We start from the raw sequence: 13809 nt of genomic DNA, 5'->3' as shown, positions 1-13809 counted from the left end.
CGCTATTTCAGTAGTGTCGGCAGGACCAGCGACAGGTTTGGGAAGGCCGCCACAACTCCAAGCCCCAGAATGCTGATCAACAAGAACGGCAGACTGGCCCGCGCGATGCGTTCAATCGGCAAACGCGTGACATTGGCGGCTACATAAAGGTTGATCCCCACCGGCGGCGTGATCAGGCCGATCGCAAGGTTCACCATGACCAGCACCCCGAACCAGACCGGATCCCAGCCCAGCTCTCGCACCACCGGCAGGATAATGGGCAGGGCGATGAACATCACGGTAACCGGATCCATGAACATCCCCGCGATCAGGAAGATCAGCATGATCACGATCAAGATCACCGCGGAATTATCGCTCAGCCCCAAAAGCTGGCCCGAGTATTGACCGACCAGATCCTCTACCGTGACGACCCATCCGAACAGGCTGGCATAGGCGACCACCAGCATCACCACCGCAGATGACGCAGCTGCATCCGTCAGCGCATCATAAAGCCCGCGCAGGGTTAGGGTGCGGTAAACCAAGCCCCCAACCGCCAGCGCGTAAACGGTCGCCACCAGCGCCGCCTCGGTCGGGGTAAAGATACCGGAATAGATGCCGCCCAGAATAACCACCGGCGTCATCAACCCCCAAAAGGAGTCCCGAAAACTGTGCCAAAGGTCTTGGAAATAACCGGCCGAGGCAGGCGGTGGCGCAATGCGGTCAAGGCTCTCACGCCCTTTGGATTTCACAAAGGGCAGCACGACAAGCATCAACAACCCCATGAAAACACCGGGGATAATCGCGGCAATAAACAGCGATGAGATCGAGGTTTCTGCAATCACCCCGTAGATCACCAAACCGATCGAGGGCGGGATCACAATCGAAAGCGCAGCCCCCGTACAGACCAAGGCGGCAGCCGCCGCACGCGGATAGCCGTCCTCCTCCATCCCGCGAATGATCATCGGGCCGATGGCTGCAACAGAGGCCGGCCCCGAGCCCGAAACCGCCCCCCAAAACAGGCACACAACCGTGCCGACCACCCCCATACCACCGGGCAAATCCCCGATCAGCACCCGGAAAAAGCGGATCATACGTTCGGCAATGCCCAGCGACCCCATCAAGGTTCCGGCCAGAATAAAGAAGGGGATCGCCAAGAGCGCGTATTTGGCAATGCCGGTTGCGATCAGATCGCCCGCCAGCTCAAAGCCGAACCCGATCTGCCACATCGCATAGAGCGCTGACAGCCCAAGCGCAAAGGCCACAGGCACCCTCAAGGCCATGAACAGGAAAAACACCGCAATCATCTGGGTTCCGGCACCCATGCCAAACACCTCAGACATCGGGCTTGGCCCAAAACACCTCTGCGGCATGTTGCAGATAGCGGATGACCACCAGCGCAAACCCAAAGGGCAGCGCCGCCTGATACCACCACGCAGGCACCCCCAGCGCATAGCTGCGCATGCCGTTATCCATCAGGTTCATCAACGATTCCCAGGAAAACCATGCCGAGGCGGCCAAGAGCCCCACGCTCAGCACCACAGACAGCACAAATACCACCTGCGCCACGCGCTTGGGCAAAAGATCATGGATCAGGGTCACGGCCAGATGCTCACCGCGGCGCGCGGCAATGGCGGCGCCAAATACGGTCAGCAGCAAAAACCCGTTGGTCAGAATTTCCTCGGTCGCAGCAAAGGAGAAGTTGCTGCCATAACGGACCAGCACATTCGCAAAACCAAGCAGCGTCATGCCCAGAAAAAGCACGGCACAGACAATTTTCTCAAAATCCCGCAGAATGAACCGCAAGGCATTCCCCTTTGTGCGACGTGTGGCGCGGCAGGGTGCCGCGCCAGTTTCAATCAGCCGGCTTCGTCAATTGCCTTGCGGAAGGCACCTACGATCTCGTCACCAACCTTGGCGGCCCATGCGTCAAAGGCCGGTTTGGTGGCATCGCGGAACGCCTGCAGCTCTGCTTCACTCGGCTCATATACCTCCATGCCCTTTTCGCGCAAGAAGGCGACGCCGGCATCTGTGCCCTCACGGGTGATCTGGCGCTGGTATGCCATGGCCTCAACAGCGGCGTCGCGCATCTGGCCTTGGGTCTCGGCATCCAGCGACTCCCAGCGTTTTGCCGAAACGCCAAGGAAAATCGGGTCATAGGAATAGTGCCATGTGGTCAGATATTTCTGCATCTCATAGACCTGCTGCGGGATAATCACAGCGCCGATCGGGTTTTCCTGACCGTCAACCACACCTTGTTGCAGGGCAGTCAGGGTCTCTCCCCATTGCATCTGCTGCGGGTTCGCCCCCAGCGCGTTCATCACGTCGATATACATCGGGCCTGCAACGCGCATGTTCAGCCCCTCCATATCGGCGGGTGATTTGATCGGGCGGGTGTTATTGGTCACCTCACGAAAGCCGTTCTCGCCCCAAGCCAGAACCTCGATTCCCTTTTCGCGCAAGATATCTTCGAGCAAACCGGCCGCCGGACCTTGCGTGGTCGCATCTACCTGATCATAGCCAGCATAGAGATAGGGCAGCGAGAACACAGCCATTTCCGGCACCAAAGGGGTGACGTTGATCGCCGATGTCACCACCAGATCAAGTGCGCCACGCCCGACCATTTCGGCCTGACGCATCTGATCGCCGCCCGAAAGCTGCGCATTTGGGAAAACGCGTACATCAAAAGCACCGTCGGTTTTCTCTGCCAGCAGCTCTCCAAAACGGACCGCGCCTTGCTGCCAGGTGGTCGTATCACCGACATTATGTGACAGGCGCAGGGTTTCTGCCATCACAGCACCCGACAGCGCCGCCGTTGCAATCACGGCAACAAAACCGGATTTCAGGGCAATATTCATTCGTTTTCCTCCCATTCAGATTTGCGATATGGACCAGAAATCGAATTGAAGGACAAGATAATTTTTTAACGCGCCGCAAAGTCAGCCCGCGTCGGGGCTATATGCGCCTCGGCATCGATAAGATGGGCCAGAAGCCAGGCAGGGCGTGACCCTCCAGTATACGCATGATCGGCATCAGGCTGGCGGCATCGCGGTAAACATCCAGATAGGTGATGATGCCACCCTCTTCTTCTATCGGGCCATCTTGCGGGAAAAACTGGCCAAGCGATACAAAACCGTCCTCGGCCCAAGGCCCCTCCAGCCGCTGTGATCTCGGCTGAAATCCAAGGTTGATCTGGCAATCAAACCCGAAACGGCTGCGCTGCACATGAATAGAGACTAGCCCGAGCGCGCCCTCTTTGGCCCATGACTTCGGCTTTTGGGAAAACCCGTGCTGCTGCGCCACCCCATCAATCGCGGCGATAATGGCACTGACGGCGGCCTCTCGTTTCGCGGGAAAATCAGGATCACTGGCGGCAATATGCATACGGATGGCATTATCCGCGCGCGGTGGGTCCGATGGTGCAGACCGCGCAAAAAGCGCGCGCAGCCGCGAAGATAGATACATGTGCAGGCCTCTTTGATCGCTTGCCAATAAAATTGCACGGACGGGACGGCGAGGAAAGGCTTGGCAGGCCTCTTTTCGATCTGCCGGGGCACACCACGCCCCCAAGGCGAGAAATAAACACATTTTTACGGCCCACGCCCGTTTCGTAAATCTTGCCGAGTTGCAATCGGCCCCTACTGCGTTCATATATCCTTTGGTCCGATCAGGAGTATGCAATGAACTATCTCGAGTTTGAAAAGCCTCTGGCAGAGATTGAAGGCAAAGCCGAAGAGCTGCGCGCGATGGCGCGGTCCAACAAAGAGATGGATGTGGAAAAGGAAGCGGCGGCCCTTGATGCCAAAGCCGCGACCATGCTCCGCGATCTGTATAAAGGCCTGTCGCCATGGCAAAAGTGCCTTGTCGCACGCCACCCCGACCGGCCCCATTGCAAAGATTATATCGAGGCGCTTTTTACCGAATACACGCCGCTTGCGGGCGACCGGAATTTTGCCGATGACCATGCCGTCATGGGCGGGCTGGCGCGGTTCAACGATGTGCCGGTTGTGGTGATCGGCCATGAAAAGGGCAATGACACCAAAAGCCGGATCGAGCGTAATTTCGGCATGTCGCGCCCAGAGGGCTATCGCAAGGCCGTGCGCCTGCTGGATCTGGCGCATCGCTTTGGCCTGCCGGTGATTACGCTGGTGGATACTCCCGGCGCCTATCCCGGCAAAGGCGCAGAAGAGCGCGGCCAATCCGAGGCGATTGCGCGCTCTACCCAGAAATGTCTGGAAATCGGCGTGCCGCTGATCTCGGTGGTCATTGGCGAAGGCGGCTCGGGCGGTGCGGTGGCTTTTGCCACGGCAAACCGCATCGCGATGCTGGAACATTCGGTCTATTCGGTAATCAGCCCCGAAGGCTGCGCCAGCATCCTGTGGAAAGACGCCGAGAAAATGCGTGAAGCCGCCGAGGCCTTGCGTCTGACAGCGCAGGATCTGCAAAAACTGGGCGTGATTGACCGCATTATCGCGGAACCCATGGGCGGTGCACAGCGCGATAGCGTGGCCCAGATTGCGGCTGTCGGTGCCGCCATTCAGACCATGCTGGATGAGATGAAGGACATGACCTCGGATGCCCTGGTCAAGGACCGCCGGCAAAAGTTTATCGCCATGGGGTCCAAAGGCCTTGCGGCGTGACACTGGTCGGCGCCTGGCCTGCCCTTGTGCTTGCCGGTCTGTTTGAGGTCGGCTGGGCGCTTGGTCTGAAATATTCGGACGGGTTTACGCGGTTGGTGCCTTCGGTCCTGACGGTTATCGGCGCACTCATCAGCTTTTGGTTGCTGGCCTATGCGATGAAATCCCTGCCGGTCGGCACGGCATATGCAGTTTGGGTTGGCATTGGCATGGTCGGCACCGCGGTCTCGGCGATGGTGCTGCTTGGTGATCCGGTGAATGCAACAAGGCTGGCAGGTATCGGCCTGATCATTGCGGGTATTGTGGCCTTGAAACTGGCCTGAGAGGGCATTGAAACCCACCCCCTTGAGGGGTAAGGCGCGGACATCCCCGCGCCTTTGCCCATTTCAAAGGCTGGCATCCAATGCACCAACAATCGCATCGCCCATCTGGCTGGTGCTGATCGGGGTGCCGCCTTCTTTGCCCATCAGATCCGCGGTGCGTGCGCCATCGGCCAGCACTTTTTCCACGGCCTGTTCCAAACGGGTGGCCTCATCGCCCAGATCGAACGAATAGCGCAGCGCCATCGCAAAAGAGAGGATGCAGGCAATCGGGTTCGCCTTACCCTGACCCATGATATCAGGGGCAGAGCCGTGAACCGGCTCATACAACGCCTTTGGTCGACCGTTTTCCTGCGGCGCACCAAGGCTGGCCGAGGGCAACATGCCAAGCGAGCCGGTCAACATCGCGGCACAATCGGACAGGACATCGCCAAACAGGTTGTCGGTAACGATCACGTCGAACTGCTTGGGCCACCGCACCAGCTGCATCGCGCCGTTGTCGGCATACATATGCGACAGCTCCACCTCGGGGTATTCGTTGTCATGGACCCATTGCACCTCTTCACGCCACAGGATGCCGGATTCCATCACATTGGCCTTCTCCATAGAGCAGACCTTGTTATTGCGGCGTTTCGCCAGCTCGAACGCAGAGCGTGCAACGCGGCGGATCTCATTGGTGGTATAGCGTTGGGTGTTAACGCCAACGCGGCCACCCTCATTATCAGGGAAAATCCCCCGCGGTTCGCCGAAATAGACGCCCGAGGTCAACTCACGCACGATCATAATATCAAGACCGGAGATGATATCCTTTTTCAGGCTGGAGAAATCAGCCAATGCGTCGAAACATTGCGCCGGACGCAGGTTGGAAAACAAATCCATTTCCTTGCGCAGGCGCAAAAGCCCCCGCTCCGGCTTTACCGAGAAGTCGAGGTCATCATATTTCGGCCCACCAACAGCACCCAACAGCACCGCGTCCACCTCTAGCGCGCGCGCCATCGTGTCGTCATGCAAAGGGGTTCCGTGCTGATCATAGGCGCAGCCGCCGACCAGATCTTCGGAGACATCGAATTGAATGTCGCGCTTGTCACCGAACCAGGTGATGATCTTTTTGACCTCGGTCATGACTTCGGGGCCGATGCCGTCACCGGCAAGGATAAGAAGGGAAGGATTGGCCAAAATACGCTCCTGCAATTCAAGGGAAAAGGGTGGGTTCGGCCTAGCGTTTTGGTCAGGCATGGTCAAGGTAAAGGCAGGGCGATATCCACCCAAACCGGCCGATGACGCGATGCGCGGGCAAAGGTTTCGGCATTCGGCGCATCATCCCCGGGCCAGAGAACACCGGCATCGCGGACGCCCAGCCCCGCCGAGGGCAAAACATAATCCACCCGCAGCCCGCCAAAATCATAAAGCGTGGTATCAAGTGCTGCAGGACCTTTGTGCTCCGGCTCCTTGCGGCCATGCTGGCCTTGCGGCGCCGGATCTTGCAGTTTTGGATGGGTCAGCAGCGCGTTGATCGCACCATTGCGACCGTCGCCATCGATCGGGTCCAGCTTGGCCTCACCCAGCAGCACAAAGGGCGCATCCGGCGGCGCAAAGGGCAGCGTCCCATCCAGCATACGCAGCCAAAAGGCGGCCTCATCATGGTTGCGTCGGCCGTTGCGATCCTTGGGCCCGTCAAACACCGGCGGCGTAGCGTGCCAGATCAGCAAATGGAGCGGCGCGCCATCCGACAAGATCACCGGCACATCCCAATGGGAGGTATTGGACAGCCGCTGAATGGCGCGAGCCGGCGCGGTCAGGCTGTTGTCAATGATATTGCCGGGCAGATCCTGCCACAAAAAATCACTGAAATCGCGCACCCCCGCCGCATCGATCGGCAGGCGTGACAGAACGGCCAAGCCCCCTTTGCCCGCGAAAAAGCCAAAACCCTGCGCATCCCCCGGCCCGCCCAAACGCCCGTCGCCGTCCATATCCAACCCCGTGGCCATGCCGCTGTTGGGGCGCGCGGTAAAGCGGTGGGGATAGGGCGCACCAGCATGTGCCAGCGCCTCGGCCAGGGCGGTCAGGGCCACGCGCCCGTGATCGTAATCCACATCCGTCAGCACCAGAATATCGGCATCCAGCTCAACCAACGTGGCGATAACCGCCGCAATCTGCTTGTCCTTGCCTGCAAGGATATCGCGCAAAAGCAGGCCCGGCCCCTTACGGCTCAGATCCGGGTTATAGGTGGCGATGCGCAGCGTGGCGGGATCTTGCGCTTGGGCCGACACCGCCAGAAACATCAGACAAGAGATCAACGCGCAAAGAGGTTTTGACAGCACCGAAAGCCTTCCCGTGTTTGGGCCCAATTTGTGACAACACGCTGCGGTTCAGGCAATCCCCGCGCAATGGAAACCCTTGCATGTGTCGCCCGCCTGCATCAACCTCGGATTGCAAAAGGGCCACCCGATTTGGGCGGCCCTGAATGCAGTGTTCATTCGCAGGACATCAGACCCAAGGGCGAGAGGTTGCCGCCTTGGCCTCATAGCTGTCGATGCTTGCGGCTTTTTCCATCGTCAGGCCGATGTCATCCAGACCGTTCATCAGGCAATGCTTCTTGAAGCTGTCCACCTCAAAGTGGAACACCTCACCATCCGAGGTGGTGACGGTTTGCGCCTCAAGGTCCACATCCATCCGCGCGTTCGCCCCTTTTTCAGCGTCCTGCATCAAGACATCCACCGCCTCTTGGGGCAGCACGATCGGCAGGATGCCGTTCTTGAAACAGTTGTTGAAAAAGATATCTGCAAAGGAGGTCGAGACAATCGCCTTGATCCCGAAATCCGCCAAGGCCCAAGGGGCATGTTCGCGCGACGACCCGCAGCCGAAGTTATCGCCGGCCACAAGGATCTGTGCCTCGCGGTAGGCAGGTTTGTTCAGCACGAAATCAGCGATCTCATTGCCTTTGCGATCAAAACGCATTTCGTCAAAGAGGTTCGCACCAAGGCCCGACCGTTTGATGGTTTTCAAGAACACCTTGGGAATGATCATATCGGTATCGATATTGACCAAAGGCATAGGGGCCGCGATGCCCGAGAGTTTATCGAATTTTTCCATTACATCATCTCCCGTACATCTGTCAGCTTGCCGGTCACCGCAGCGGCGGCGGCCATTGCGGGCGACACAAGATGCGTGCGACCCTTATAGCCCTGACGCCCCTCAAAGTTGCGGTTGGAGGTGGCGGCGCAACGCTCCCCTTCCGAAAGCTGGTCGGGGTTCATCGCCAAGCACATCGAACAGCCCGCAAGACGCCATTCAAAACCGGCCTCTTTGAAGATATCGGCCAGACCCTCTTCCTCGGCCTGTGCGCGCACGAGGCCGGAACCGGGAACGATCATCGCGCGCATACCGTCCTTGATTTTCTTGCCTTTCAGGATCGCCGCCGCGGCGCGCAGATCCTCGATCCGGCCATTGGTGCAGGACCCGATAAACACCGTATCAATCTCGATATCCGTCAGCTTCATGCCCGGCGTCAGACCCATATAGTCAAGCGCGCGCTGCACCGCCTCTACCTTGCCACCCTTGAAATCGGTCGGCGCAGGGACGGTTGCCGTGATCGGCAGCACGTCCTCGGGGCTGGTGCCCCATGTGACCGCAGGGGCGATATCTTCGGCGCGGATGGTGATGACCTTGTCGAAATGCGCATCCTCATCGGAAAACAGGGTTTTCCAATAGGCAAGTGCGGCCTCCCATTGAGCGCCTTTGGGGGCGTGGGGACGGCCCATGCAATATTCAAAGGTTTTCTCATCCGGTGCGATCAGACCCGCGCGTGCGCCGCCCTCAATGGCCATGTTGCACACGGTCATGCGGCCTTCCATCGACAGATCGCGAATGGCCTCACCGCAATATTCGATGACATAGCCGGTGCCGCCCGCAGTGCCGGTTTTGCCGATCACGGTCATGGTGATGTCTTTGGCGGTCACACCATGTGGCAGCTTGCCGGTGATCTCGACCTTCATATTCTTGGATTTTTGCTGAATCAGCGTTTGGGTGGCCAGAACATGTTCCACCTCGGATGTGCCGATGCCGTGGGCAAGCGAACCGAAGGCGCCATGCGTGGCGGTGTGGCTGTCGCCGCAGACCACGGTCATGCCGGGCAGGGTCCAGCCCTGCTCGGGGCCAACGATATGCACGATGCCTTGGCGCACATCCGACACAGGGTAGTAATGCACCCCGAAGTCACGCGCGTTCTTGTCCAGCGCATCGACCTGAATGCGGGATTCCTCATTCTCGATGCCTTTGGCGCGGTCCAGCGTGGTCGGCACGTTATGGTCCGGCACGGCGATGGTCTTTTCCGGCGCACGCACTTTGCGGCCCGTCATCCGCAGCCCTTCAAAGGCTTGCGGGCTGGTGACTTCATGCACCAAATGCCGATCAATATACAAAAGGCAGGTGCCGTCTTCGGCTTGATGGACGACATGGTCATCCCAGATCTTGTCATACAGGGTACGAGCAGTCATGGCTCTGATCTCTCATCTGGCTAGGGAAATAGGCGCAGGGCAAAAGGCCCCGCAGTCACGTGACATTGCGGGCTGCGGTCAAAGTCGCGCAAGCACAGACCGGCATTGGCCGAAAAACCGCCAAGGCAAGCGTGCGCGATCATCAATGTCGAAAAAGCGTATCATGGCGCGGACACTACGCCTTTCTGGCGGGTGAGGCAATGTGATTTGCATCACACCCCCTCGCTCAATTCCCGCCCAACAGCCGTTTCAATGCACGGGCGGCCTCGGCCTCCAGCGCCTCTTGTGCGCGGCGTTTGGCGGCATCCTCCAGCCGCTCGCCTTCCTCACGCTGAAGGCCCAGTTCTTTTTCCAGCTTGGCCTTCGCGCGCTCTTCCTCGGCGCGGGCTTTTTCCTTCAGGCGTTCCTTTTCCTCGGCAAGGTTCTGGTCGATCAAGCCCTGCATATCCAAGCGGAACTTCGGCTGTGCCCAAGGGCCGGAAATCAGCAAAGGCACGGACACACCGCCGCTGCCATCGCTGTCGGCCAGGGCCGTTGCCGTCAGCCGGTAGTCCAGATCGCGCGCGCCGATACCAATCCGGCCCGACCCTGCCGCCGAGACATAGGGCGCGCTGAACTGCAAATCATCATTGCGCAAAACGCCGTCCTGCATCGTGAAGGAACCGGTGATCGCGTCAAAGATCGTCTTTTGCCCCTCACCGACATAGCCCACATCCAGCGACCGCAGCATCCCCACCAGATCAAGCCCCCGCAGCTCACCCTTGCCGAACCGCACAGAACCGTCACCGGAAATGGAATTCATGATGGCCGACATGCTGTTGCCGACGCCCAGAAATTTCAGGCTGATATCGCCGGTGCCGATCAGCCGGTCGAAATCGGCCACATCCTGCAACAAGGGCTGCATCGCCATGCCGGCAAAGCGCAGATCGCCACCAACCGACAGCCCCCCGCGCCCGTTGACTACGAAATTGCCGGTGATATTGCCGCCATACGCCTGCAATTCCTTGGCCTCGACCACCATCCGCGCGCGGTCCAGCGTGACCAGCAAACGCGTGCGCCCCAGCTTGGCCGTTCCCAGATCAATGCTCTCGGCCGTCAAGGCCACAGAGGCATCCAGCGCGTCAAGGCCGCTTACATCAATCACATCGCGCGACCAGCCCGAGGCCGCGTCACCTCCGCTGCCACCCGCGGATGTGTCACCCGCCAGCCTTGAAAAATCGAGCGCCCCCGCCGTCATTTTGGCCGTCAACTTGGGGCGCGGACCGTCAAAGCTCATATCCAGATCGCCAGAAAAACGGTTGCGGTCCAGTTCGATCACACCGCCGCGCAGATGCAGCGACCCCGCCTCGGCAAGGGTGACGGTGCCCGACAGCTTGCGCACAGATGCCCCCATCCCTTGCGAAAGCGTGGGTGCCGCCTGCCCCGCCACAGCCGCAACCGCCGTCAGATCGGCAAAATCGGCCGTCACCACGCCCTCAGCCACCAAGGGGGCGGTGCCGATCCGACCGTCAAAACCCGCCGTCGATCCGCCGATCTGCGTGTTCACGGTCACCTCGGTGATCTTACCGGCCAGAAACTGGTCAAACCCTGCGATGCGCGCCGCCAATTCCAGCGGCACATCATCCTTCATCGCCGTAAGGGTGACGGTGGCCGGCCCGGTAAAATCGGGCAGACGCACCTCGGCGGCAATATCCTGCAGCGCCATCCGCGTACCATTGCCATGGTCCAGAAACAGGACCGAGCCGCCCTCGATCACGCCATGGTCCAACGTGATCACCTGCGCGGTGGCGGTATCTTCACTTGGCCCCGTCGACGCCGCGCCCGATCCCGCAATTTCCCAATTGCCTGCACCATCCGCGTTGCGTTCCAGAATAATCTGCGGGCGGATCGCCTCGATCTTGGTGATCTTGATATTGCCCTTGAACAAAGAAGCCACATCGACCCCGATCGCCAGACCCTCTGCCTCCAGCATCGGGCCTGCGTCGGACCAATCGGCATTGGCAAGGCGCACCTGCCCCGTTCTGACGCCCAGCACCGGCCAGACCGAGGGGCTGACCCCGCCCTCAACCGTCAGGGCCCGCCCCGTTGCCTTGAAAAACTGTGCCGCGGCCAGATCGGCAACCTTTTGGGACGGGATCAGGAACACCACCCCCACCAGCGCCACGATGAGCAGTGCCAGAACTGCACCTATCCGAACCAACCACCGCATCCTGCGCCCTTTCCCGTTACTATGACCGGAATCCTACGTGTGCTTGGCCGCTTCGACAACAGCCCTAAACCAGCCGCCCCCAAAGATCGTAGTCACCGGCCTCTTCGACCTTGACCTTCACGATATCCCCGGGCGAAAGCGCGTCGAACCCCTCGTCGATAAAGAGGTTTCCGTCGATTTCGGGCGCATCGGCCTTGGTGCGGCAGGTGGCGCCCTCTTCGTCGACCTCATCCACGATCACCTCAATCGTGGCGCCGACCTTGGCCTCCAGCTTGGCCTCGGAAATCGCCTGGGCCTTTTCCATAAAGCGGTTCCAGCGGTCTTGCTTGACCTCATCCGGCACATGATCGGGCAGCGCGTTGGACCGCGCGCCATCCACGTTTTCGTACTGAAAACAGCCAACCCGATCCAGCTGCGCCTCATCCAGCCAATCCAGCAGGGTCTGGAACTCTGCCTCGGTTTCTCCGGGATAGCCGACGATAAAGGTAGACCGCAGGGTGATATCGGGGCAGGCACTGCGCCATGCGGCGATCTCGTCCAAGGTCTTGGCCGCCGCCGCCGGACGGGCCATACGTTTCAACACATCGGGATGCGCATGTTGGAACGGGATATCCAGATAAGGCAGGATCAACCCCTCGGCCATCAGCGGGATCAGGTCGCGCACATGCGGATAGGGATAGACGTAATGCAGCCGGATCCAAGCGCCAAGCGAACCGAGATCGCGCGCAAGATCGGTGATATGGGCGCGGTGCCCCTTGTCGATTGCATGTTTGATATCAACACCGTAGGCGCTGGTATCTTGGGAAATCACCAAAAGTTCGCGCACACCGGCATCCACCAGCTTTTCCGCTTCGCGCAGCACGGCATGGGCCGGACGGCTGGCCAGACGGCCGCGCATATCGGGGATGATGCAGAACTTGCACTTGTGGTTGCAGCCCTCAGAGATCTTGAGGTAACTGTAATGCCGCGGCGTCAGCGTAACGCCAGATGCAGGCAGCAGATCGATAAACGAATCGGGCGAAGGCGGCACGGCAAGATGGACCGCATCCAGCACCTGCTCATATTGATGCGGGCCGGTGACGGCCAGAATTTTGGGGTGATGTTCGCGGATATAATCCGGCTCGGCCCCCAAGCACCCCGTCACAATCACACGGCCATTTTCCTGAAGCGCCTCACCGATTGCATCCAGGCTCTCGGCCTTGGCACTGTCGAGAAAGCCGCAGGTGTTCACGATCACCGCATCCGCGCCGGTATAATCGGGCGAGATGGCATAGCCTTCAGCGCGCAGACGCGTCAAAATCCGTTCACTGTCGACCAGCGCTTTGGGACAGCCAAGGCTGACCATGCCGATCATGGGCTGCCCCTCTCGTCGGGGGGCGGCAATGCGCGCTTTGGGGGCAAGATCCGGGCGAAGGCTGGGTGGGTTCTGGGACATCAGCGCCGTATATCTGCGAATCAAGCCCGAGGAAAGAGCCTGAAATAATGCGGCTATGGCGCATCCTCAGCCGGGGCCAGCAACCCCGCATATTCCGTCAGGGCCGCATGCCCCTTGGGCGTCAGCGAATAGATCCCCAAAGAGACCCGCTCAAACCAGCCATAGTGGTCGCGGCGCATCAAATCACCGGCCCGCGTCACCCCCGTGACCTTGGCCACCACTGCCGCCTTGCACGGCCCCGCCTGAAGGTGGCGCGCACAGCGGATCGCATCCTGACGATAGGCCGTCATCTTTTTGACGCCGGTGATCCCGCCCTCATTCGGGTCGCCCACACGGCGGTCAAATTCACGCAACAACCGCGCGGCAGCTTTGGTTTTTATCCTGGGCGCATAGGGGGCGGGGTCCAGATGCGCCTCTATCCCTTTGGGGCCAACGGCAAGCAAGCCCAACGACAGCCTGCGGCACAGCGTGATGATATCGCGGTAGCGCAGCTTCCAGCCCTTGGAGACCGGAACCGCCAGATAGACATGGTCGAACATCCCCTGCCGCGCCACCCCCTGCATCACCAGTTGCAATGAGAACGTCAGCTTCATCTCCACCACCACCGGCGGCTCATCCCCGCGCCGTGCCATGATATCGCAATCGCCGATCTCGGCTTTGACGTCATAGCCTTGCTGGACCAGATAAGCCTTGAGGGGGGCGTAAAGGTCGGCTTCGCGCTTGGGCACCATTGCGG

General features: G+C 59.9%; 13 protein-coding genes. 2 read left to right on the top strand and 11 right to left on the bottom strand.

Annotation, left to right across the window (positions count from 1 at the left end):
* Nucleotides 1-2 precede the first annotated feature (2 nt).
* From AKU94_RS11895 to AKU94_RS11880, 4 genes are all read right to left on the bottom strand, one after another.
* Nucleotides 3-1319: a TRAP transporter large permease gene (locus AKU94_RS11895; RefSeq protein ID WP_050527477.1), complete on the bottom strand. Its 1317-nt coding sequence runs from the start codon at nucleotides 1317-1319 to the stop codon at nucleotides 3-5.
* Nucleotides 1312-1782, bottom strand: coding sequence for a TRAP transporter small permease (locus tag AKU94_RS11890; protein WP_050527476.1), 471 nt, complete (start codon nucleotides 1780-1782; stop codon nucleotides 1312-1314). The genes AKU94_RS11895 and AKU94_RS11890 overlap by 8 nt, the downstream gene beginning before the upstream one ends.
* A gap of 53 nt (nucleotides 1783-1835) precedes the next feature.
* Entirely contained in the window at nucleotides 1836-2834 is a 999-nt protein-coding gene (locus AKU94_RS11885; RefSeq protein WP_050527475.1) for a DctP family TRAP transporter solute-binding subunit, read from the bottom strand.
* Between the two features lie 97 nt (nucleotides 2835-2931).
* Nucleotides 2932-3441, bottom strand: coding sequence for a DUF4304 domain-containing protein (locus AKU94_RS11880; protein WP_050527474.1), 510 nt, complete (start codon nucleotides 3439-3441; stop codon nucleotides 2932-2934).
* Between the two features lie 215 nt (nucleotides 3442-3656).
* Between AKU94_RS11880 and AKU94_RS11875 the strand changes: the two genes are divergently transcribed.
* Both AKU94_RS11875 and sugE read left to right on the top strand, forming a co-directional pair.
* Nucleotides 3657-4616 (top strand): acetyl-CoA carboxylase carboxyltransferase subunit alpha, encoded by a 960-nt coding sequence (locus AKU94_RS11875; RefSeq protein ID WP_050527473.1) that lies wholly within the window; start codon nucleotides 3657-3659, stop codon nucleotides 4614-4616.
* The gene (sugE, locus tag AKU94_RS11870; protein WP_269744965.1) at nucleotides 4613-4936 is read left to right on the top strand and encodes a quaternary ammonium compound efflux SMR transporter SugE; all 324 of its coding nucleotides are present in this window, start codon (nucleotides 4613-4615) and stop codon (nucleotides 4934-4936) included. The genes AKU94_RS11875 and sugE overlap by 4 nt, the downstream gene beginning before the upstream one ends.
* A gap of 63 nt (nucleotides 4937-4999) precedes the next feature.
* Here sugE and leuB read toward each other — a convergent pair whose 3' ends face one another.
* The 7 genes from leuB to AKU94_RS11835 all read right to left on the bottom strand — a co-directional run bounded on the left by leuB (nucleotide 5000) and on the right by AKU94_RS11835 (nucleotide 13804).
* On the bottom strand, nucleotides 5000-6109 hold the full coding sequence (gene leuB, locus AKU94_RS11865) for a 3-isopropylmalate dehydrogenase (protein ID WP_050527594.1): 1110 nt from the start codon (nucleotides 6107-6109) through the stop codon (nucleotides 5000-5002).
* A gap of 62 nt (nucleotides 6110-6171) precedes the next feature.
* A complete protein-coding gene (locus AKU94_RS11860; protein ID WP_083445047.1) occupies nucleotides 6172-7215 on the bottom strand; it encodes an endonuclease/exonuclease/phosphatase family protein in 1044 nt (347 codons plus the stop codon).
* Between the two features lie 205 nt (nucleotides 7216-7420).
* Nucleotides 7421-8026: a 3-isopropylmalate dehydratase small subunit gene (gene leuD, locus AKU94_RS11855; RefSeq protein ID WP_050527472.1), complete on the bottom strand. Its 606-nt coding sequence runs from the start codon at nucleotides 8024-8026 to the stop codon at nucleotides 7421-7423.
* On the bottom strand, nucleotides 8026-9429 hold the full coding sequence (leuC, locus tag AKU94_RS11850; protein WP_050527471.1) for a 3-isopropylmalate dehydratase large subunit: 1404 nt from the start codon (nucleotides 9427-9429) through the stop codon (nucleotides 8026-8028). Before leuC ends, leuD begins: the two co-directional genes overlap by 1 nt.
* A gap of 226 nt (nucleotides 9430-9655) precedes the next feature.
* On the bottom strand, nucleotides 9656-11638 hold the full coding sequence (locus AKU94_RS11845) for an AsmA family protein (RefSeq protein WP_050527470.1): 1983 nt from the start codon (nucleotides 11636-11638) through the stop codon (nucleotides 9656-9658).
* 64 nt (nucleotides 11639-11702) lie between these two features.
* Nucleotides 11703-13073, bottom strand: coding sequence for a 30S ribosomal protein S12 methylthiotransferase RimO (gene rimO, locus AKU94_RS11840; RefSeq protein WP_050527469.1), 1371 nt, complete (start codon nucleotides 13071-13073; stop codon nucleotides 11703-11705).
* 53 nt (nucleotides 13074-13126) lie between these two features.
* Nucleotides 13127-13804 (bottom strand): DUF2161 domain-containing phosphodiesterase, encoded by a 678-nt coding sequence (locus tag AKU94_RS11835; protein ID WP_050527468.1) that lies wholly within the window; start codon nucleotides 13802-13804, stop codon nucleotides 13127-13129.
* Nucleotides 13805-13809 lie beyond the last annotated feature (5 nt).

It is taken from the genome of Pseudorhodobacter aquimaris (assembly GCF_001202025.1).
GTDB lineage: Bacteria > Pseudomonadota > Alphaproteobacteria > Rhodobacterales > Rhodobacteraceae > Pseudorhodobacter > Pseudorhodobacter aquimaris.
This window is presented reverse-complemented; position numbering and strand designations above follow the sequence as displayed.

Excerpts from the sequence above, each read along its gene's own strand:
- AKU94_RS11860 (WP_083445047.1), bottom strand. The coding sequence starts at position 7,215 with ATGTTTCTGGCGGTGTCGGCCCAAGCGCAAGATCCCGCCACGCTGCGC.
- AKU94_RS11835 (WP_050527468.1), bottom strand. The coding sequence starts at position 13,804 with ATGGTGCCCAAGCGCGAAGCCGACCTTTACGCCCCCCTCAAGGCTTAT.
- AKU94_RS11895 (WP_050527477.1), bottom strand. The coding sequence starts at position 1,319 with ATGTCTGAGGTGTTTGGCATGGGTGCCGGAACCCAGATGATTGCGGTG.
- AKU94_RS11885 (WP_050527475.1), bottom strand. The coding sequence starts at position 2,834 with ATGAATATTGCCCTGAAATCCGGTTTTGTTGCCGTGATTGCAACGGCG.
- leuD (WP_050527472.1), bottom strand. The coding sequence starts at position 8,026 with ATGGAAAAATTCGATAAACTCTCGGGCATCGCGGCCCCTATGCCTTTG.
- AKU94_RS11880 (WP_050527474.1), bottom strand. The coding sequence starts at position 3,441 with ATGTATCTATCTTCGCGGCTGCGCGCGCTTTTTGCGCGGTCTGCACCA.
- AKU94_RS11845 (WP_050527470.1), bottom strand. The coding sequence starts at position 11,638 with ATGCGGTGGTTGGTTCGGATAGGTGCAGTTCTGGCACTGCTCATCGTG.
- rimO (WP_050527469.1), bottom strand. The coding sequence starts at position 13,073 with ATGTCCCAGAACCCACCCAGCCTTCGCCCGGATCTTGCCCCCAAAGCG.
- leuC (WP_050527471.1), bottom strand. The coding sequence starts at position 9,429 with ATGACTGCTCGTACCCTGTATGACAAGATCTGGGATGACCATGTCGTC.
- AKU94_RS11875 (WP_050527473.1), top strand. The coding sequence starts at position 3,657 with ATGAACTATCTCGAGTTTGAAAAGCCTCTGGCAGAGATTGAAGGCAAA.